Origin of the sequence: Erythrobacter cryptus DSM 12079, from assembly GCF_000422985.1 — a bacterium.
GTDB classification, from domain to species: Bacteria; Pseudomonadota; Alphaproteobacteria; order Sphingomonadales; family Sphingomonadaceae; genus Erythrobacter; species Erythrobacter cryptus.
Genome location: NZ_AUHC01000002.1, coordinates 74,712 through 94,952 on the forward strand (window position 1 = coordinate 74,712; position 20,241 = coordinate 94,952).

Sequence of the window (20,241 nt, forward strand, 5' to 3'; positions counted from 1 at the left end):
GAGGGATCAGGCAGCATGAGCGAGGAGAGCAAGGGCGGCTTCACCGCGCGCGAGGCGCTGTTCTATCACGAGACCATCCGGCCGGGTAAGCTCGAGATCGTCGCCACCAAGCCGATGACGTCGCAGCGCGACCTCAGCCTCGCCTATTCGCCGGGCGTTGCCGTGCCGGTCGAGGCGATCGCCGGCGATCCCTCGCTCGCCGCGCGCTACACCGCCAAGGGCAATCTTGTCGCGGTGATCTCCAACGGCACCGCGATCCTCGGCCTCGGCAATCTCGGCGCGCTCGCCTCCAAGCCGGTGATGGAAGGCAAGGCGGTGCTGTTCAAGCGCTTTGCCGATGTCGATGCGATCGACATCGAACTGGCGACCGAAGACCCGCAGGCCTTCATCGAGGCGGTGGCGCTGATGGAGCCGAGCTTTGGCGGCATCAACCTCGAGGACATCAAGGCCCCCGAATGCTTCATCATCGAGGCCGCGCTGCGCGAGCGCATGAAGATCCCGGTGATGCATGATGACCAGCACGGCACCGCGATCATCACCGCCGCCGGGCTGCTCAATGCCTGCCATCTCACCGGGCGCGATATCAGGGATGTCAAGGTGGTGGTCAACGGCGCCGGAGCGGCGGCGATCGCCTGCACGGCGCTCATCAAGGCGATGGGCGTGCGCCATGAGAACGTCATCATGTGCGACCGCGCCGGCCCGATCACCCCCGAGCGCGAAGGCGTCGACCAGTGGAAAAGCGCCCACGCGGTCGCCACCAGCGCCACCAGCCTTGAAGAAGCGCTGGTGGGCGCGGACATCTTCCTCGGCCTCTCGGCAGCGGGCGCGCTGAAGCCCGAATGGGTCAAGAAGATGGCCGACAAGCCGATCATCTTTGCCATGGCCAACCCCGTGCCCGAGATCATGCCGGATGAGGCCAAGGCGGTGCGCCCGGATGCGATCATCGCCACCGGGCGCAGCGATTTTCCCAATCAGGTCAACAATGTGCTGGGCTTTCCCTTCATCTTCCGCGGGGCGCTCGACGTGCAGGCGACCACCATCAACGAGGAGATGAAGGTCGCCGCGGCCAAGGCGATCGCCGAGCTGGCGCGCCAGCAGGTGCCCGAGGAAGTGGCGAGCGCCTATGGCAAGAACCACAAGTTCGGCACCGATTACATCATCCCGGCCCCCTTCGATCCGCGGCTGATTGAGGTCGTGTCCTCGGCGGTGGCCAAGGCGGCGATGGATTCGGGCGTGGCGCGCACCCGGATCGAGGATTTCGAGGCTTATCGTGTGGCGTTGCGCAGTCGCCTCAACCCCACCACCTCGGTGCTCACCGGGGTCTATGAGATCGCCAAGGCCAACCCCACCCGCATGGTCTTTGCCGAGGCGGAAGAAGAAGTGGTGCTGCGCGCCGCGATCCAGTTCCGCGATTTCGGCTATGGCACGCCCATCCTGGTGGGGCGCACCAAGGCGGTGCTCGACAAGCTTCACCAGCTTTCGGTGAGCGATCCGGGCAGCTTCGAGATCCAGAACTCGGCCGACAGCGCCCACGTGCCGGCGATGGTCGAATATCTCTACAAGCGCCTGCAGCGCCGCGGCTACACCCTGCGCGACGTGCGCCGGCTGGTGAACCAGGAGCGCAATGTCTTTGCCGCGCTGCTGGTGGCGCTCGGGCATGGCGACGGGATGATCACCGGCACCACCCGCACCTTTGCCCAAAGCGTGCGCGAGGTGAACCTGGTGCTCGGCCCCAAGGAAGGGTGCATTCCCTTCGGCATCCACATGATGATCGGCAAGAACCACACCACCTTCCTTGCCGACACCACCATCAACGAGCGCCCCGATGCCGCCGCGCTGGCCCATATCGCGCGCGAGACCGCCGCGGTCGCCCGGCGCATGGGGCACGAGCCGCGGGTGGCGTTCCTGTCCTATTCGACCTTCGGCAATCCTTCGGGCCAGTGGCTCGACAATATCCGCGAGGCAGTGGCGATCCTCGACCGTGAGGATCCGGGGTTTGAATATGAGGGCGAGATGGCCCCCGATGCGGCCTTGAACCCCAAGGTCATGGCGCTCTATCCCTTCAGCCGCCTGTCCGGCCCGGCCAATGTGCTGGTGATGCCGGGGCTGCAATCGGCAAACCTTTCGGCCAAGCTGCTGCGCGAATTGGGCAGCAACGCCACGGTCGGCCCGATGCTGATCGGGATGGAAAAGCCGGTGCAGATCGTGCCGATGACGGCGAGCGTGCCCGATGTGCTGACCCTGGCGGTGCTGGCGGGTGCCGGGGTGGTGGGGTGACAATCGCGCGCGCCGCCCTTGCCTATTGGGCGGTGGTGTTTGCGCTGGGATTTTTGCTCGGCAGCTTGCGGGTGCTGTGGCTTGCGCCGTTGGTAGGGCTGGTGCCGGCCACGCTGATCGAGTTGCCGCTGATGCTGGGGGCAAGCTGGTGGGCGAGCGGCTGGCTGGTGCGGCGCTTTGCCATCGCGGACAAGGGCGCGGCGCTGGCGATGGGCGGCATCGCCTTTGCCTTGTTGATGGCGGCGGAATGCGCCGTGGGGGTGGGGATGATGGGGCTGACCCCCGGCCAGTGGCTCGCGGACTTTGCCCAGCCCCATGCGGCCATCGGGCTGGCGGGGCAGGTGGTCTTCGCCCTGATGCCGCGGTGGCGGGCGTGCAGCCCAGCCTAGTTCGGCGCAGACCTCGATCAGGACACGCCTAGGTTGCGGGCCTCGGCTGTTTCACGTGAAACATCGCCAAGCCGTGGCCCCTCACCGCCGCCGGAAGCGGAAATACCAAACCTCATGCCCATACACGGTGCGCGCCTTGTGTTCGTAGCGCGTTTCGGGCCAGCCTGAGGGGCGCACCTGCCAGTCTTGCGGCTTTTCCACCAGCCATTCGAACAGATCGGTGTGGCGCTGCATCACCATCAGCGCGTGGCGCACATAGACCGGGTGATCGGTGCTGAAGCGGAATTCGCCGCCCGGCTTCATCTTCTGCGCAAACAGCTTGACCGGCCCATCGTTCATCATCCGCCGCTTGGCGTGGCGGGCCTTGGGCCAGGGATCGGGGTGGAGCAGGTAGAGCATGGTCAGCGCCCCATCGGGGATGCGCTGCAATACCTCCAGCGCATCGCCATGGTGCAGGCGGATATTGGCGAGGCGCTGCTCCTCGATATGGGAAAGCGCCTGGGCCACCCCGTTGAGGAACGGCTCGGCGCCGATGAAACCGTGATCGGGCAGGAGATCGGCGCGATAGGCAAGGTGCTCGCCCCCGCCAAAGCCGATCTCGAAATGCAAGGGGCGCGCATCGCCGAACAGCACCTCGCTTGTCACCGGCCCCTCGGCCGGCACGGCGATCTGCGGCAGGAGGTTATCGACCAACCCCTGCTGGCGCGCGCGCAGGGGCTTGCCCTGGGCGCGGCCATAGAGCCGGGCGATGGTGAGCGGGTCGCCGTCCTTGAATGCGGTCATGGGCCGCCCATAGAAAAATGCCCGGGGATGTTCCACCCCGGGCGCGATGTTTGATGGTGTCGGCAGTTAGGCCCGAAGGGCCGCGCGCGCACGGCGCGCGCCGCAGGCGCGCGATCCCTCAGGCATCGAAACGCAGCAAGGACGAGGGCGCGGGAGACGCCCTTGAAAAACCAGCTACGCCGCCTCGACTTCCTCGCCCGGATCGCGCAGCACGTAGCCGCGGCCCCAGACGGTCTCGATGTAGTTCTCACCCCCGCAGGCCAGCGACAGCTTCTTGCGCAGCTTGCAGATGAACACGTCGATTATCTTCAGTTCCGGCTCATCCATCCCGCCATAGAGGTGGTTGAGGAACATTTCCTTGGTGAGCGTCGTGCCCTTGCGCAAGCTGAGCAGCTCGAGCATCGCATATTCCTTGCCGGTCAGGTGCACCCGCGCGCCATCGACCTCGACCGTCTTGGCATCAAGGTTGACGGCCAGCTTGCCGGTGCGGATCACCGATTGCGAATGGCCCTTGCTCCGGCGCACCACGGCATAGATGCGCGCAACCAGTTCCTCGCGGTGGAAGGGCTTGGTGACATAGTCATCGGCGCCAAAGCCGAAGGAGCGGATCTTCGAATCCATCTCCGAAATGCCCGAAAGGATCAGCACCGGGGTCTGCACCTTGGCGACGCGCAGCTTCTTGAGCACGTCATAGCCGTGCATGTCGGGCAGGTTGAGGTCGAGCAGGATGATGTCGTAATCATAGAGCTTGCCGAGGTCCAAACCCTCCTCGCCAAGGTCGGTCGAATAGACATTGAACCCCTCGGTGGTGAGCATCAGCTCGATCGCCTTGGCGGTGGTCGGCTCGTCTTCGATCAGCAGAACGCGCATTTCTGTCCCCTGTCTTCCCCGTGGTAACCCCCGCTTAGGAGAGGTTGCAGCCTGTTAACCACGCCACTTCTCACCAAAAAAGGTTAATAAGTGGTTTAGCGCGTTAACGTTTGCCGGTGAGTCTTTCGCGTCACACCTCGGGCGGGCAAAAAGCCCTGCCAGTATCGGCGTTTACGCTTTGCCTGTCACCTGAGGCAAAACCGCTAGGATATGCCCGCCAGCTTCTTCGCGCGCCGCCGCTCTGCGCTCGATCCCAGCCCGATCGCCTCGCGGTATTTGGCCACCGTGCGCCGGGCGAGGTCGAAGCCTTCCTTCTGGAGCATTTCGGCCAATTGCTGGTCGGAGAGGATGTTCTTCGCGGTCTCGGCCTCGATCAGCGCCTTGATCCGCGCCTTGATCGCCGCGCTCGAGGCGCCCTCGCCATCGGCCGAGGCGACGCCGCTGGTGAAGAAATACTTGAGCTCGAAGGTGCCGCGCTCGCACCACAGGTATTTGTTGCTGGTGACCCGGCTGACCGTGCTTTCGTGCATCCCGATCGCCTCGGCCACCTCGCGCAGGGTGAGCGGGCGCAATTCGCAGACGCCGCGGCGGAAGAAGCCATCCTGCTGGCGCACGATCTCGGCGGTGGTCTTGAGGATGGTCTTCTGCCGCTGGTCGAGCGCGCGGATCAGCCAATGGGCATCGGCGAGCTTCTCCTTGAGCCAGGCTTGCGATTCCTTGTTGGTCGCCCCGCGGTTCAATTCGAGGTAATAGCCGCGGTTGACGATCAGCCGCGGCAAGGTCTCCTCGTTGAGGGCAATGTCCCAGCCGCCTGCGGCATTGGCGGTGACGAGGATGTCGGGCACCACCGCCGGGCTCGCCGCGCTGGCAAAGGCAAGGCCGGGGCGCGGATCGTAGCTGCGCAGCTCGCGCAGCATCTCGGCAAAATCCTCGGCATCCACCCTGCACAGGCGCTTGAGCCTTTCGATCTCGCCGCGCGCGAGCGCTTCGAGATTGGCGATCAGCGTTGCCATGCACGGATCGTAGCGATCAGCCTCGCGCGCCTGGATGGCGAGGCATTCGGCCAGGCTGCGCGCGCCGACGCCGGCAGGCTCGAGCGCTTGCACCAGCGCGAGGCCCGCCTCGGCCTCGTCGAGCGCCACCCCGAGATCCTCGGCCACCTCTTCGATCGGGGTGGAAAGATAGCCCGCCTCGTCGAGCAGGCCGATGATGTGGCGGGCGATGGCCGCGGCGCGCGGATCGCGGGTGAGCACGCCCACCTGCGCCTCGAGATGTTCGGCCAGCGTCACCTCGGCGGCGCGCCGCTGTTCCCAGTCGGAAAGCTCGAGCGCATCGCCGCTGCCACCTGCCGCTGCGCCCCATTCGGCATCGGCGCGGCCCGGCCCTGACCCGTCGCCCGTGTCCCAGTCGCGATCGACCGCGGCGAGATCGAGCGGGGCATCGCCTTCGCCGGCGCCAGCGAGCATCAGCGCATCGGCGGTTGCCTCCTCGCTCGCCGGGGGCGCCGTCTCCTGACGCTCGGCCTCCCCCGGCTCGGCAGGCGCGGCGGTGTCGAGCAGCGGATTGGCCTCGAGCGCCTCGGCGATGAAGCTTTCAAGCTCGAGATTGGAGGCCGCCAGCAGCTTGATCGCCTGCTGCAATTGCGGCGTCATCACCAGCGCTTGCGTCTGCCTGATATCGAGGCGGGGAGCGAGCGCCATGGCCGGGCCGCGCTAGAGCGTGAAGCTCTCGCCGAGATAGAGGCGCCGCACGTTCTCGTCGGCGACCAGTTCCTGCGGGGAGCCGGAAAACAGCACCTGGCCGCCATAGATGATGCAGGCGCGATCGACGATATCGAGCGTCTCGCGCACGTTGTGATCGGTGATCAGCACACCGATGCCGCGCTGCTTCAAATCCTTCACCAGATCGCGGATGTCGGCGATCGAGAGCGGGTCGATGCCCGCGAAGGGCTCATCGAGAAGCATGATCGAGGGCTTGGCCGCCAGCGCCCGGGCGATCTCGCAGCGGCGGCGCTCCCCGCCCGACAGCGCCATCGCCGGGGATTCGCGCAGCCGGGTGAGGCCGAATTCGTCGAGCAGGCGTTCGAGTTCGCTGGCGCGCGTCGCCTTGTCCGGCTCGACCAGTTCGAGCACGCAATTGATGTTCTGTTCCACCGTCATGCCGCGGAAGATGCTGGTTTCCTGCGGCAGGTAGCCAAGGCCAAGAATGGCGCGCCGATACATCGGCAGCTTGGTGACATCCTCGCCATCCATCAGGATGCGGCCCGAATCAGGCTTCACCAGCCCCATGATCGAATAGAAGCAGGTGGTCTTGCCCGCGCCATTGGGACCGAGCAGGCCAAGCACCTCGCCCTTGGCGACGCTGAGCGAGATATCGGTGAGCACGCTGCGCTTGTCATAGCTCTTGGCGATCGAAATCACCTCGAGCCCGCTGCCGGTGGGCTGGATCGGCGTGGCCGCGGGGGCCGGATCGGTGCGAAGGGCGCTGTTCATGCGGCCCCGTCTTTAGCAGGCCTGCCGCCGCAGGAAAGGCCCCGCGGGGGTTTGGCAGGATTTTTGCTTAACCCAGTTGCCCGCCCGCGCGGCCGTGGCAAAGGCCAAGCGATTCGAGCAGCTTGCCGCGCCACTCTTGCGCTTCATGCAACAAGATGGCGGATTTGCGCGGCTTCTTGCAAGTTGGCGGCCCCTTTGCGATACTCCGCGCCTGACACAGGCCCTTGGGGAGCGGTCTTATGGGAAAGCCTGCCGAACAGCTGCGCAGCGGGGCGCGGGCGCGCGACTGGCGCAAGGCGATGAGCGATCATGTCGCCTATGGCCTCCTGGTCTATACCGCGCTGCAGATCTTCGTCACGGTCAAGGCGCTGTCCGAAGGCTCCTCGAGCCTCTTGCCCTATCTTGCCCTGATCGTGCTGGTCGCCGGGATCATTCCGCTGTGCCGCTGGTATGAAAAGCGCTGGGCGGTGCTGAGCGATGCGGAGGCGGGCGATCCGGCCTTCGCCCCCGCCTTCCGCCGCGATGTCACCACGCTCTGGGCGGTGGCGATCGGCCTGCCCTTTGCCCTTGCGCTTGCGTTCAAGGCCCTGCTCAGCCTCGCTTAAGCCGCGGTTTCAGCCTTCGGCCTTGTCCCGTCCGGCGTCCCGCCCGGCCTCGTAGCGTTCGATCGCCTCAATGGTGATCTGCCGCGCCTCGGCGGCATTGCCCCAGCGGCCCACGCGCACCCACTTTTCGGTCTCGAGGTCCTTGTAGTGGGTGAAGAAGTGCTCGATCTGCTGGAAGATGATGTTGGGCAGATCGCTGGTCTCGGCCACCTCGGCATAATAGGGGAAGGTCTCGTTCACCGGCACGCAGACCAGCTTTTCATCGCCGCCCTGCTCGTCCTCGAGATAGAGCACGCCGATCGGGCGGGCGCGCACCACGCAGCCCGGGATGAAGGGCGAGCGCGAGATCACCAGTGCATCGAGCGGATCGCCATCGGGCGAAAGCGTGTGCGGCACGAAGCCATAGTTGGCCGGATAGCGCATCGGGGTGTGAAGGATGCGATCGACGAACAGCGCCCCCGATTCCTTGTCGAACTCGTATTTCACCGGCTCGCCCCCGGTGGGCACCTCGATGATCACGTGCAGGTCATCGGGCGGATTGAGGCCGGTCGAGATCTTGTCGATGCGCATGATTGTGCTCTTTTGTGGTTGGCTTGGGAGAGGAATGCCCAAGCCCCTTAGATGGTGGCGCAGGATTGCGAAAGGGGCTGCGTGGGCCTAATCGCGCGGGCGCAATGAGCAAGAAAACGCCCCAGGCCATCCGCGGCACCCAGGACATCTTCGGCCCCGAGGCCGAGGCCTTTGCCCATGTGGTCGAGACCTTCGAGCGCATCCGCCGCCTCTATCGCTTCCGCCGGGTGGAAATGCCGGTGTTCGAGCGCACCGAGGTCTTCGCCCGCTCGCTGGGCGAGACCACCGATGTCGTCTCCAAGGAGATGTATTCCTTCGAGGATCGGGGCGGGGAATCGCTCACCTTGCGTCCCGAATTCACCGCCGGGATCGCGCGGGCCTATCTCACCAATGGCTGGCAGCAACACGCGCCGCTCAAGGTCGCGACCCACGGGCCGCTGTTCCGCTACGAGCGTCCGCAGAAGGGCCGCTATCGCCAGTTTCACCAGATCGATGCCGAGGTGATCGGGGCGGGCGAGCCGCAGGCCGATGTCGAGCTGCTGGCGATGGCCGATCAGCTCCTGCGCGCGCTTGGCATCACCGATGTGACGCTGCATTTGAACACGCTGGGCGACGGTGCGAGCCGCGAGGCGTGGCGCGCGGCGCTGGTCGAGCACTTCCGCGCGGTGAGGGGCGAGCTTTCCGAGGAATCGCAGGAACGGCTGGAGAAGAACCCGCTGCGCATCCTCGATTCCAAGGACCCTCGCGACAAGCCCTTCCTCGCCGATGCGCCGAAGATCGACGATTTCCTCTCGGACGAGGCACAAGCCTTCTTCGCCGCTGTCACCAGTGGGCTTGATGCAGCGGGCGTGAAGTGGGTGCGCGCCCCGGCGCTGGTGCGCGGGCTCGACTATTATCGCCACACCGCCTTCGAGTTCATCCCCGATGCGGGCAGCGCCTCGGCCGCGGCGCTCGGCGCGCAGAGCACGGTGCTGGGCGGCGGGCGCTATGACGGGTTGATCGAAAGCCTCGGCGGGCCGCCCACACCCGCGGTGGGCTGGGCCGCGGGGATCGAGCGGCTGGCGATGCTGGTGGGCGCGCGGGAGGAACCGCGGGCCGATGCGGTGATCGTGGTCGAGAACGACGCGCGGCTCGCCGATGCGATCGCCTTGCTGGGGCGCCTGCGACAGGCCGGATTTGCCAGCGAGCTTTTGGCGAGCGGTTCGCCCAAGAAGCGCTTCGACAAGGCGCGCAAGATCCCCGCCCACGTGCTCGTGTCCTTCCCCGTGGCCGAGACTGGCGAGACCATCCGGCTGCTGGGCGATGGCAGCCCCACCGCCGCCGCGCTCGAAACCCTGGTGCGGGGACGCTGATGCACATCCCCCCCGAACGCCTCGATCAGATCGCGCACCGCTTTGCCGAGCTTGAAGCGCGCATGGCGAGCGGAACGCTCGAGGGCGAGGCCTTCGTGCGCGCCTCGCGCGACTATGCCGAGCTTGAACCCGTCGCCAGGATCGCCGCCGCGGTGAAGGCCGCGCGCGAGGAGATCGCGGGTCTCACCGAGATGCTCGCCGACCCGGAAATGAAGGCCATGGCCGAGGAGGAACTGGCTGCCCTCAAGGCCAGCCTGCCCGAGCTTGAACGCCGCCTTGCGATCGCGCTGCTGCCGCGCGATGCGGCCGACAGCCGCTCGGCCATGCTCGAAATCCGGGCCGGCACCGGGGGCGAGGAAGCCGCACTCTTCGCTGCCGATCTCTATCGCATGTACGAACGCTATGCCGCCACGCAGGGTTGGCGGATCGAGCCGGTGAGCATCAACGCTTCTGACATTGGCGGGTTCAAGGAAGTGATCGCCGAGGTTACGGGCGCGGGCGTCTTTGCCAGGCTCAAGTTTGAAAGCGGGGTCCACCGCGTCCAGCGCGTACCGGTGACCGAAAGCGGTGGGCGCATCCACACCTCGGCGGCGACCGTCGCCGTGCTGCCCGAGCCTGACGAGGTGGACGTCGCGATTGAGGAGAAGGACCTCAAGATCGATGTCTATCGCGCCAGCGGGGCGGGCGGGCAGCACGTCAACACCACCGATTCGGCGGTGCGCATCACCCACCTTCCCACCGGCACCGTGGTCACCTGCCAGGACGCGCGCAGCCAGCACAAGAACCGCGAAAAGGCGATGCAGGTGCTGCGCGCGCGGCTTTACGAGGCCCAGCGCGCCGCGGCCGAGGGCGCCGAGGCCGAGGCGCGCCGGGCGATGGTGGGCAGCGGCGACCGCTCCGAGCGCATCCGCACCTACAATTTCCCCCAGGGGCGCGTCACCGATCACCGCATCGGCCTTACCCTGCACAAGCTCGACGAGGTGCTCGCCGGGCCGGGGCTCGATGAGCTGATTTCGGCGCTGATCGCCGCGGATGAGGCGCGGCGCCTCGCCGCGCTTTCGGCGTGATGCGTGCCGGCGCGGCGATCCGCGCGGCCGCCGCGCGGCTCGATGGGGTGAGCGATACGGCACGGCTCGATGCCGAATTGCTGATGGCGCACCTCTTCGGTGTGACGCGCTCGGAACTGCTGCTGCGCCACATGGGCGATCCCGCCCCGGAAGGCTTTGCCGCGCTGGTGGAGCGGCGCGCCGCGCATGAGCCGGTCGCCTATATCACCGGGCGGCAGGAATTTTATGGCCTTGAGCTTCGCGTCACCCCGGCCACGCTGATCCCGCGCGCCGACAGCGAGACGCTGGTTGCCGCCGCGCTCGAGGCGAAGCCCGATGCGGCCCGCGTGCTCGATCTGGGAACCGGCTCGGGCGCCTTGCTGCTCGCGGTGCTTGCCCATCTCGGCGCGGCTCAGGGCGTGGGGATCGACCGCTGCGCGGCGGCGCTCTCCGTGGCTTCGGACAATGCCGCAGCGCTGGGGCTTGAAGCCCGGACGCGCTTTGCCTTGCGCGACTGGACAGCCCCCGGCTGGGCCGAGGGGCTTGGCGCCTTTGACCTCATCTTGTGCAACCCGCCCTATGTCGAGGAAGGCGCGGCGCTCGCCCGCCAGGTGCACGCCTTCGAGCCGCATGGGGCACTGTTTGCCGGGGCGGACGGGCTCGATGCCTACCGCGTGCTTCTGCCGCAAGTGCCCGGGCTGATGAACCCGGGGGCAATCGCGCTGGTCGAGATCGGGGCGCGCCAGGCCGAGGCGGTCAGCGCGCTCGCCGCGGCAGCCGGGCTGGAGGCCGAGCTGCGCCGCGATCTTGCCGCAAGGCCGCGCGTGCTGGTGCTGCGGTGGGCAAATCGCGCCTAGGGCTTGGCAAAGCGCCTCGCCATCGCTACCTCCCGAATCGGGCCGGACGGTTTGCGAAGGGCGCAAACCGCTGAGCCAAGCTCCACTTATCGCTTCAACCCGGCCGCATGGGCTTGGCCCCCCGGCCACGGCAGCGCGGAGCGCGCGGCACTCTCTGGCCGGGCCGGGCGGTGACGCGCAAGGGCAAGGGGTCTGAGGGCCGTGCGGGCAGGCATGATCGCCCCAGGCCGCTGATTAAGGAACGCTTTCCTTGAATAACAACAACCGGAACAACCGCCGCCGTGGCCGCGGCAACCGCAATCAGGGCGGCAACGGCAACCAGCTCAACCGCATCGACAGCCGTGCCCGGGGCAATGCCCCGCAGATGCTCGAGAAATACCGCAAGCTTGCCCAGGACGCCCAGCACAATGGCGATCGGGTGCAGATGGAATATTACCTGCAATTTGCCGATCACTATTTCCGCGTGATCGCCGACAACAAGGCGCGGGCCGAGGAGCAGCGCGGCGGCGGACGGCGCCACGAGGAGCGCGAGGCGGCGGAGGATTTCGACGACGATTTCGATTTCGACCGTGGCCGGCGCAGCGACACCCGCACGCGCACGCCCTATGAACAGCCCCGCGCCAGCGCCGAGGCCGAGATCGTCGAGGGTGAGCCGGGGCAGGAGGGCGAAAGCTTCCTCGCCACCGAGCCGCAGGGCGATGAGGCCGAGCCGCGCGAGGAGGCGCGCGGGCGCGGACGCCGGCAGCGCAAGGCCCGCGATGGCGGTAAACGTCCGCGCAAGGCCGAACGCGACGAGGCCGCTGCCGAGACGGGCGAGACGGGCGAGACGGGCGAGGCGAGCGAGAGCGGCGAAAGCGGCGAGGCCCGTCCGGCCCGCGGGCGCAGGCCGCGCCGCCGCGCCGAGGACAGCGCCCGGACGGCAGACCAGAACGGCATCGACTCATCGATCCTCCCGCCCCCGATCCGCTCGGATGATGCGGGCGGCGACAGTGGCGCGCTCGAAGCCGTCGAGTAGGCCTTCATGGGCTTGTGGCTGGCGGCGGTGCCCGCACTGGCGCAGCGCTGGCCTTTGTTGGCCGCGCTCGCGCTCGGGCTGATCGCTGCCTGCGCCTATCCGCCGCTCCACCTCTGGCCGCTCGGCCTTGCCGCGCTGGCAGGGTTCGTGTGGCTCATCCATTCGGCTGAGAATTGGCGGCAAGCGGCGGCGCGCGGCTGGTGCTTCGGCTGGGCGCATCTGACGCTCGCCAACAACTGGATCGCCACCGCCTTCACCCATCAGGCCAAGATGCCCGAGGCATTGGGCTGGGTGGCGGTGCCGCTCTTGTGCCTCTATCTTGCCTGCTATCCCGCGCTGGCGGCCTTGGCCGCGCATCTGCTGGCGAGGCAGCGCCCGCCATGGGCCTTCGCCCTGGTGCTGGCTGGGGCATGGATTGTCACAGAGTGGCTAAGGGGCTGGGTGTTCACCGGCTATCCTTGGCCGCCCTTGGGGCTGATGCTGCTCGGCGGGTGGGCGCAGCCGGGTGCGGCGATGGTGCTGCCGTGGGTGGGCACCTATGCGCTGTCGGGGTTGACGCTGCTGCTGGCAGGGCTGCTGCTTGCCGCGCTTGCTGCCCGCCGCTGGCTCGCGGGCGCGGCGCTTGCGGTAGGGCTGGGGCTGGCGATGCACGCGCCGGGGCAGGCAGGTGGCGATTCCTCCCTGCGCTACACCCTCGTCCAGCCCTATATCCCGCAGTCCGAGATCAATGACGGCTCCAAGTTCGAGGCGCAGTTTGCGCGCCTTGCCCGTCTCACCGCACCGGGAGGGGGCAAGGCGCGCATCGTGCTGTGGCCCGAAAGCGGGGTGCCCGACTATCTCGAGGATGGCTATCCGGCCCGCTACTATCTCCAGATGACCGCCGGGGGCGATCCCGCCTTCGCTCGCGCGCGCATCGCCAGGGTGATCGGGCCGCGATCGATCCTGCTCACCGGGGTGGTCAATCTCAACATCGGCCAGCGCGCCGATGGCCTGCCCGCGGCGGTGAGCGCGCGCAATTCGGTGATGGCGCTCGATGGCGCGGGGCGGATCGTCGCCGGCTATGACAAGGCGCACCTTGTGCCCTATGGCGAATATCTGCCGCTGCGCGCGCTGCTCGCGCCGCTCGGCCTCACGCGGCTGGTGGCCGGCAGCATCGACTACGTGCCGGGGCCGGGGCCGCGCACGCTCGATCTCGGCGCGCACGGAAGGGCGGGCATCCAGATCTGTTACGAGATCGTCTTTTCCGGCGAGGTGGTCGATCGCGCGAACCGGCCCGATTACATCTTCAACCCTTCCAATGATGGCTGGTTCGGCTGGTGGGGGCCGCCGCAGCACCTGGCGCAGGCGCGGATGCGCGCGCTCGAGGAAGGCCTGCCGGTGCTGCGTTCGACCACCACCGGCATTTCCGCGGTGATCGATGCGGGCGGGATCGTGCGGGGAGCGATCGGCCCGGGCAAGGCTGACAAGCTTGAGGGCCTTGTGCCCGCGGCCAAGCCGCCCACCCTGTTCGCCCGGCTCGGCCATTGGCTCACGCTCGGCTGGGCCGGGCTGTTGATCGGTCTTGGCCTTGCCCTGCCGAGAGTGCTTGCGCTTGCCCGCGCCCGCGGCTAGGGCAGGCCCAAGGGCCGGACATAAAGGTTTCCTTATATCTCTATAAGGCAACGTGTCGGGCCGCGATCCTGTGACCGCCAATCCCCGGGGAACCCATGCGCACCACCTACCTCTTCACCTCCGAAAGCGTTTCCGAAGGCCACCCCGACAAGGTTTCCGACCAGATTTCGGACGCGATCGTCGATCTGTTCCTGTCGAAAGACCCCGAGGCGCGCGTCGCCTGCGAGACGCTGACCACCACCAACCTCGTGGTGCTGGCGGGGGAAATCCGCTGCAAGGGCGTCTATGAGAACGGCGCGTGGGCGCCGGGCGCCAAGGAGGAGATCGAACAGGTCGTCCGCGAGACCGTGAAGCGCATCGGCTATGAACAGGAAGGCTTCCACTGGCAGACCTTCCGCTTCGAGAACAATCTCCACGGCCAGTCCGCCCACATCGCCCAGGGGGTGGATGCGGGCGAGAACAAGGATGAGGGCGCGGGCGACCAGGGGATCATGTTCGGCTATGCCACCGACGAGACCCCGGGCTACATGCCGGCGACGCTCTATTACAGCCACAAGATCCTCGAGCGCATGGCCGCCGACCGCCATTCGGGCGCGGCGCCCTTCCTCGAACCCGATGCCAAGAGCCAGGTGACGCTGCGCTATGAAGGCTCGCTACCGGTGGCGGCGACCGCGGTGGTGGTCTCGACCCAGCACAAGCCCGGCTATGATGAGGACAACCCGGCCAAAAGGGCCGAGCTTGAGGCTTATATCAAGAAGGTCGTCGCCGACGTGATCCCGCCGGTGCTGCTGCGCGAGACCGAATATTTCATCAACCCGACCGGCAAGTTCGAGATCGGCGGGCCGGATGGCGATGCAGGCCTCACGGGCCGCAAGATCATCGTCGATACCTATGGCGGCGCGGCCCCGCACGGCGGCGGCGCCTTCAGCGGCAAGGACCCGACCAAGGTTGACCGTTCGGCCGCCTATATCACCCGCTATCTGGCCAAGAACGTGGTCGCAGCAGGGCTCGCCACGCGCTGCACCATCCAGATCGCCTATGCCATCGGCGTTTCCAAGCCGCTCTCGCTCTATGTCGATACGCACGAGACCGGCAAGGTCGGCGATGACAAGATCGAGCAGGCGATCCTCGGGATCGCCAAGCTCGGCGGGCTGACCCCGCGCGCGATCCGCACGCATCTGGGCCTCAACAAGCCGATTTACCAGCGCACCGCCGCCTATGGCCATTTCGGCCGCACGCCCGAGGGTGACTTCTTCCCCTGGGAGCGGCTCGACCTCGTCGATGATCTGAAGGCTGCGCTGGCCTGACCATTGGGCTAGGGGTGTGGCCGTGACTGCACCCCGGCCGCTCCCCGCCACTCTTGCGCCCGCGCGCATCCCGGCGCTCGATGCGCTGCGCGGGATCGCGGTTGCGGGGATCGTGGCGATGAATGTCCACGCCTTCGCCCTGCCGGGCCCGGCCTATTACAACCCGCTGGCCTATGGCGGGATCGGCCCGGCAGACCGCTGGGTGTGGCTCGTGAGCTTCGTCTTCATCGAGGACAAGTTCCGCACCCTGTTTGCCATGCTGTTCGGTGCCGGGTGCCTGATCCTGCTCGAGAAGGGCGCCCCCCACCCCTGGCGCGCGCATTATGCCCGCATGGCGGTGCTGTTCGTGATCGGCCTTGCCCATGCCACCTTGCTTGCCAGCAATGATGTGCTGCGCGCCTATGCGCTGGCGGGCCTCGCCGTGCCGCTGCTGGCCGGCCTTTCGGCCCGCGCGCTGGTGACGGTGGCGATCGGCCTCGTCGTGGTCCATGTCGCGCTCGGCATGGTCGCGCTTGGCCCCGCGCTTGTCGATCACTTGCGCCACCGGATCGGCAGCGATGCCCTGATCCTTGCCGAGCGCCAGTTCGGGCGCGATCCCATGGTGATCACGATGCTGCTCGAACAGGGGCGCGAGGGGCTGGCCGAGCGCGCGCTGCGCCGCGCCGGCGCGATCCCGGCACAGCTTGCCGTGCTGATCGCCGCGCTGCCGCTTAACCTTGCGGCCATCGCGCTCGGCATGGGGCTGTGGAAGGGCGGGATGCTGCGCGGCACCTGGCGCCTGTTCTGGCTCCAGCGGCTCGCCGCGGGTTGCGCGCTGGTGGCGCTGCCCGCGCTCCTTGGCCTTGCCGCCTGGCTCGAGGTGACGGGCTTTCCGGCGGCGCTGGTCGGCCCGGTGGCGCTGGTGCTCTCCGCGCCTTTCGACATGGCGCTGGCGGTCAGCTATGCCGCGCTTGCCATGGCCTTCATCAAGGCCGAGCGCGGGCTGGCCCGGCGCCTGGCCATGGCCGGGCGCCTGTCGCTGTCCAATTATCTGCTGACGAGCGTCATCCTCGCGGCGCTCTTTGCCCCCTGGGGGCTGGGGCTGTTCGGTGCGGTGACGCGCTGGCAGGCGCTGGCGCTCGGCGCGGTGCCGGTGGCGGTGATGCTGGCCTGGTCGCCCTGGTGGGCACAGCGCTTTGGCCAGGGGCCGCTTGAACGCCTGTGGCGCGCCGCGGCGCGGCGGCTCACCTAGCCGTCCTCGCCGTGGAAGGGTGAGGGCCGGTCGAGCGCCAGCTGGCCTTCCGAGAAGGTGAAGGGGCTGCGCACCCCCGGCACCCCGCCAAGCTCCACCCGCATTGCGCGCGCGATCACCTGGGGATCGGCAAAGACCTCGTCGAGCCGGTTGATCGGCCCGGCGGGAATGCCGGCCTCGTGGCAGGCATCGAGCAGCGCCGCCTTGTCCCACCCTGCGGTGGCGGCGGCGATCGCAGCATCGAGCGCGCTGGCATTGGCGGTGCGATCGGCATTGGTGGCAAAGCGCGGGTCCTGCGCCAGCTCGGCAAGGCCAAGCAGCGCCATCAGCCGCGCAAACAGCCGGTCATTGGCCGGGGCGAGGATCACGTGGCCATCGCGCACCGGATAGACGCCATAGGGCGCGACCTGGGCATGGGCATTGCCCATCCGCGGCGGATTTTGTCCTGTGGCGAAATAATAGCTCGCCTGGTTGGCGAGGAGGCCGACCGAGCAATCGAGCAGGCTCATGTCCACCTGCTGGCCCCGACCGGTGCGCGCGCGCATCAGCAGCGCCGCCTGGATCGCAGTGGCGGCCCACACCCCGGTGGCCAGATCGCTGATCGAAATGCCCATCTTGACCGGCTGCCCATCTGGCTCGCCGGTGAGCGACATGAAACCGCTCATGCCCTGGATGACGAAATCATAGCCCGCCTCGTGCGCGCGCGGGCCGGTCTGCCCGAAGCCGGTGATCGCGCAATAGACCAGCCCCGGATTGGCCGCGGCAAGCGCGGGATAATCGAGCCCGAAGCGGGCTAGGCTGCCGGTCTTGAAGTTCTCGATCAGCACATCGGCGCCCGCGCACAGCGCCTTGACCCGCGCGAGATCCTGTTCGTTCTCGAAATCGGCGATGATCGCGCGCTTGCCGCGGTTGCAGGCGTGGTAATAGGCTGCCTCGCGGTGCACCTTGCCGCTGGCATCGGTGCGCACGATCCAGGGCGGGCCCCAGGCGCGGGTGCCATCGCCCTCGGGGCTTTCAACCTTGATCACATCGGCGCCAAGATCGGCGAGGATCTGCCCGCAGAACGGTCCGGCCAGCACCCGGGCAAGCTCGATCACCTTGAGCCCGGCAAGCGGGGCCTTGGGGTTGCGGGGCTGATCCAGCCACATGGATCAGGCGCTCTCCAGCGCCACCTCGTAATGGGCGGTGGTGGCGCGGGCGATGTCCTCGAGGCGCACGCCCGGCGCGAGCTCGATCAGGCGGAAGGGCGAATTGTGATCGGGGCGCTGGAACACGCCGAGATTGGTGATGATCATGTCCACCACGCCCGCGCCGGTGAGCGGCAGGGTGCAGCGCGGGATGAACTTCGGGCTGCCATCCTTGGCGGTGTGATCCATCACCACGATGATCTTCTTGACCCCGGCCACCAGATCCATCGCCCCGCCCATGCCCTTGATCATCTTGCCCGGGATCATCCAGTTGGCGATGTCGCCGTTTTCGGCCACTTCCATCGCGCCGAGCACGGTAAGGTCGATATGCCCGCCACGGATCATGGCAAAGCTCGTCGCGCTGTCGAAATAGGCGCTGTGCGGCAGTTCGGAGATGGTCTGCTTGCCGGCGTTGATGAGATCGGGATCGACCTCGTCCTCATAAGGGAAGGGGCCGATGCCCAGCATCCCGTTCTCGCTCTGGAGCGTCACCATCATCCCTTCGGGGATGTGGTTGGCCACCAGCGTCGGGATGCCGATGCCGAGATTGACGTAATAACCATCCTTGAGCTCGCGCGCGGCGCGCATCGCCATTTCGTCGCGGCTCCAGCCGGGGGGAAGCGTGGTCATCGGGGGATTTTCCTCAATTGCCCAGAAGCGGCGGGATCAGGAACCAGCCATCGCCGATCAGCGGCTCCAGCCCGGCCCCGGCCTCCGGGTTGCGCAGGTAGCGAAAGCGCATGTCGAAATCGGGGCGTTCGTCCCCGGCGATGGCGACGATGCAGGCAAGGCCGGCAAGGTTGTTGCGGCGCGCATCCTTGCTGTCGGTCTCGTCGCGGCGCAGCGAGATGATGTCCTGCCCGCGCGGATCCAGCCCGGAACGCTCGAGCGCGGTGCGCAAGGCGCCCGACTGGGTGGTGGGAAGATCGGAGAACCAGGCGATCTCGACCCCCTCGGCGCGCAGCACCGCAAGGCCAAGCGCCAGCCCCGGCTGCTTGGGCGGATCGGCGGGGGGCACAAATACCCCGCCGGCTGGATCAAGGTCGATCACCACCACCAGCTGTTCGCCCGGCACGCAGCGGCGGCGCTTGCCATCGAGCGCCACCGGATCGGCAAGGATCGCCGAATTGAGCTGGGCACCCTGGCGCGCCCCGAGCGCCGAGGCCTGGCCGAAGCGCACGAAGCGGGCAAAGCCGAGCTGGTCCTGGGCGAGCGGCTGGGCCGGATCGGGATAGGCCCGCGGCGCGCCCGGTGCCCCGCTGGCCGCCGCTTCCACCGCGGCGCTTGCCGCCAGCGGGGCTGGGGCCGGGGGCGGAGCCGCCGCCGGCTCAGGGGCGGGCTGGGCGCGTGCTGCGGCCATTGCTTGCGGTGCGGCTTCGCGCACCGGCGGCGCGGCAGGTGCCGGTTCGGGCGCGGGGGCCGGTTGCGGCGCGGGCGTGGCGGGAGCGGCGGGCGCCGTCCCCCTGGCCACGGCCTCGGGGCGGGCCGCGCCGGCTTCCTTGCTGTCGATCTGGGTGCCCAGCATCCCCGCCCCGGCGAGCGCCGGGATCGCCACTGCCGCGCAGCCCGACAGCGCGCTTGCCGCGAGCAGCGCCAGCGGCGCGGCAATGGCCCGCCGCCGCATCACGCCGCCTCCCGCTGGCGCACGGTGCGAAACTCGATCTTCTTCTCGTAGGGCGCGCCGCAGATGAAACGGTCCACATAGACCCCGGGCAGGTGGATGTGATCGGGATCGAGGCTGCCGGCCGGCACCACTTCCTCGACCTCGGCGACGCAGACCTTGCCGCAGGTCGCCGCCGGCAGGTTGAAATTGCGGGCGGTCTTGCGGAACACGATATTGCCGGTCTCGTCGGCCTTCCACGCCTTGATGATCGCAAGGTCGGCAAAGATGCCGCGCTCGAGGATGTAGGTCTGCATCACCCCGTCACGATCGGGGAACTGCTTGTGTTCCTTGCCTTCGGCCACCAGCGTGCCAACCCCGGTGCGGGTGTAGAAGGCCGGGATGCCCGCGCCGCCCGCGCGCATCCGCTCGGCCAGTGTGCCCTGCGGGCAGAACTCGACCTCGAGCTCGCCGGCGAGGTATTGGCGTTCAAACTCCTTGTTCTCGCCGACATAGGAGCTGATCATCTTCTTCACCTGGCGGGTGCGCAGCAGCTTGCCGATACCCTCGTTGTCGATCCCGGCGTTGTTGCTGGCAAAAGTGAGGCCGGTCACGCCGCTGTCACGAATCGCGTCCAGCAGCCTTTCGGGCAGGCCGCAAAGGCCGAATCCGCCGGCGGCAATGAGCATGTCGTTCCTGAGCAGCCCGTCGAGCGCGCTGGCGGCATCGGGATAGAGCTTGTTCATCGGTCCTGCCTCGCTTCACTCTGGCGGATCGCGCCCCGGCACGGGGCGGGTGCCGAGGGGCTGATTAGGCAATTTGCGCTGCGCTGTCACGCCCGGGTGCGGCAAAATCCGAATCAACTTTCATGTTGCATTGCAGTATGATCGCCGGGCCGCGAATTGCCCAAGCCTTGAGCGATTGCTCACAAACTGTGCAGATTCTTTGCAAGTTTCTGAACCAAATTGAACATATCTGCCCCGTAATTGCGTCTTTTGCAACCAACTATGCGGGTTTCGCACTTGCGCCTTGGGCGAAAATGCTGCATT

The 20,241-nt window shown here is 67.6% G+C and carries 19 protein-coding genes; 10 read left to right on the forward strand and 9 right to left on the reverse strand.

Annotation, left to right across the window (positions count from 1 at the left end; all coding sequences use genetic code 11):
* The first annotated feature begins 15 nt into the window (after window positions 1–15).
* Together G524_RS0103275 and G524_RS0103280 are read left to right on the forward strand one after the other, a co-directional pair.
* Window positions 16–2,277, forward strand: coding sequence for an NADP-dependent malic enzyme (locus G524_RS0103275; RefSeq protein ID WP_027442431.1), 2,262 nt, complete (start codon window positions 16–18; stop codon window positions 2,275–2,277).
* A complete protein-coding gene (locus tag G524_RS0103280) occupies window positions 2,274–2,666 on the forward strand; it encodes a hypothetical protein (protein WP_027442432.1) in 393 nt (130 codons plus the stop codon). Before G524_RS0103275 ends, G524_RS0103280 begins: the two co-directional genes overlap by 4 nt.
* Before the next feature lie 81 nt (window positions 2,667–2,747).
* Here G524_RS0103280 and trmB read toward each other — a convergent pair whose 3' ends face one another.
* The 4 genes from trmB to lptB all read right to left on the reverse strand — a co-directional run bounded on the left by trmB (window position 2,748) and on the right by lptB (window position 6,811).
* A complete protein-coding gene (gene trmB, locus G524_RS0103285) occupies window positions 2,748–3,449 on the reverse strand; it encodes a tRNA (guanosine(46)-N7)-methyltransferase TrmB (protein WP_027442433.1) in 702 nt (233 codons plus the stop codon).
* 174 nt (window positions 3,450–3,623) lie between these two features.
* Window positions 3,624–4,319, reverse strand: coding sequence for a response regulator transcription factor CtrA (gene ctrA / locus G524_RS0103290; RefSeq protein ID WP_027442434.1), 696 nt, complete (start codon window positions 4,317–4,319; stop codon window positions 3,624–3,626).
* Between the two features lie 203 nt (window positions 4,320–4,522).
* Complete coding sequence (gene rpoN, locus G524_RS0103295) at window positions 4,523–6,019, reverse strand: RNA polymerase factor sigma-54 (RefSeq protein ID WP_027442435.1); 1,497 nt, start codon at window positions 6,017–6,019, stop codon at window positions 4,523–4,525.
* 12 nt (window positions 6,020–6,031) lie between these two features.
* Entirely contained in the window at window positions 6,032–6,811 is a 780-nt protein-coding gene (gene lptB, locus G524_RS0103300) for an LPS export ABC transporter ATP-binding protein (protein WP_027442436.1), read from the reverse strand.
* A 239-nt stretch (window positions 6,812–7,050) separates the two neighbouring features.
* Between lptB and G524_RS0103305 the strand changes: the two genes are divergently transcribed.
* Window positions 7,051–7,416, forward strand: a complete 366-nt coding sequence (locus tag G524_RS0103305) for a hypothetical protein (protein ID WP_051220876.1) — start codon at window positions 7,051–7,053, stop codon at window positions 7,414–7,416.
* 9 nt (window positions 7,417–7,425) lie between these two features.
* Here G524_RS0103305 and ppa read toward each other — a convergent pair whose 3' ends face one another.
* Complete coding sequence (ppa, locus tag G524_RS0103310) at window positions 7,426–7,986, reverse strand: inorganic diphosphatase (protein ID WP_027442438.1); 561 nt, start codon at window positions 7,984–7,986, stop codon at window positions 7,426–7,428.
* A gap of 104 nt (window positions 7,987–8,090) precedes the next feature.
* Between ppa and hisS the strand changes: the two genes are divergently transcribed.
* From hisS to G524_RS0103345, 7 genes are all read left to right on the forward strand, one after another.
* A complete protein-coding gene (gene hisS / locus G524_RS0103315) occupies window positions 8,091–9,338 on the forward strand; it encodes a histidine--tRNA ligase (protein WP_027442439.1) in 1,248 nt (415 codons plus the stop codon).
* A complete protein-coding gene (prfA, locus tag G524_RS0103320) occupies window positions 9,338–10,405 on the forward strand; it encodes a peptide chain release factor 1 (protein WP_027442440.1) in 1,068 nt (355 codons plus the stop codon). The genes hisS and prfA overlap by 1 nt, the downstream gene beginning before the upstream one ends.
* Window positions 10,405–11,241, forward strand: a complete 837-nt coding sequence (gene prmC / locus G524_RS0103325) for a peptide chain release factor N(5)-glutamine methyltransferase (protein WP_027442441.1) — start codon at window positions 10,405–10,407, stop codon at window positions 11,239–11,241. The genes prfA and prmC overlap by 1 nt, the downstream gene beginning before the upstream one ends.
* A gap of 250 nt (window positions 11,242–11,491) precedes the next feature.
* Window positions 11,492–12,256, forward strand: a complete 765-nt coding sequence (locus tag G524_RS16500; protein WP_036857295.1) for a DUF4167 domain-containing protein — start codon at window positions 11,492–11,494, stop codon at window positions 12,254–12,256.
* 6 nt (window positions 12,257–12,262) lie between these two features.
* Window positions 12,263–13,867: an apolipoprotein N-acyltransferase gene (lnt, locus tag G524_RS0103335; RefSeq protein ID WP_027442442.1), complete on the forward strand. Its 1,605-nt coding sequence runs from the start codon at window positions 12,263–12,265 to the stop codon at window positions 13,865–13,867.
* Between the two features lie 95 nt (window positions 13,868–13,962).
* Window positions 13,963–15,174 (forward strand): methionine adenosyltransferase, encoded by a 1,212-nt coding sequence (metK, locus tag G524_RS0103340; RefSeq protein ID WP_027442443.1) that lies wholly within the window; start codon window positions 13,963–13,965, stop codon window positions 15,172–15,174.
* A 22-nt stretch (window positions 15,175–15,196) separates the two neighbouring features.
* On the forward strand, window positions 15,197–16,405 hold the full coding sequence (locus tag G524_RS0103345; protein WP_245561276.1) for a DUF418 domain-containing protein: 1,209 nt from the start codon (window positions 15,197–15,199) through the stop codon (window positions 16,403–16,405).
* Here G524_RS0103345 and G524_RS0103350 read toward each other — a convergent pair.
* The 4 genes from G524_RS0103350 to G524_RS0103365 are packed head-to-tail and all read right to left on the reverse strand — an operon-like array spanning window position 16,402 to window position 19,938.
* Window positions 16,402–17,553, reverse strand: coding sequence for a CaiB/BaiF CoA transferase family protein (locus G524_RS0103350; RefSeq protein ID WP_027442445.1), 1,152 nt, complete (start codon window positions 17,551–17,553; stop codon window positions 16,402–16,404). The two genes, G524_RS0103345 and G524_RS0103350, sit on opposite strands and share 4 nt — an antisense overlap.
* A 3-nt stretch (window positions 17,554–17,556) precedes the next feature.
* Window positions 17,557–18,222 (reverse strand): CoA transferase subunit B, encoded by a 666-nt coding sequence (locus tag G524_RS0103355; RefSeq protein ID WP_027442446.1) that lies wholly within the window; start codon window positions 18,220–18,222, stop codon window positions 17,557–17,559.
* A gap of 13 nt (window positions 18,223–18,235) precedes the next feature.
* Window positions 18,236–19,216, reverse strand: a complete 981-nt coding sequence (locus G524_RS14825; protein ID WP_036857297.1) for a hypothetical protein — start codon at window positions 19,214–19,216, stop codon at window positions 18,236–18,238.
* The gene (locus tag G524_RS0103365; RefSeq protein ID WP_027442447.1) at window positions 19,216–19,938 is read right to left on the reverse strand and encodes a CoA transferase subunit A; all 723 of its coding nucleotides are present in this window, start codon (window positions 19,936–19,938) and stop codon (window positions 19,216–19,218) included. The genes G524_RS14825 and G524_RS0103365 overlap by 1 nt, the downstream gene beginning before the upstream one ends.
* Window positions 19,939–20,241 lie beyond the last annotated feature (303 nt).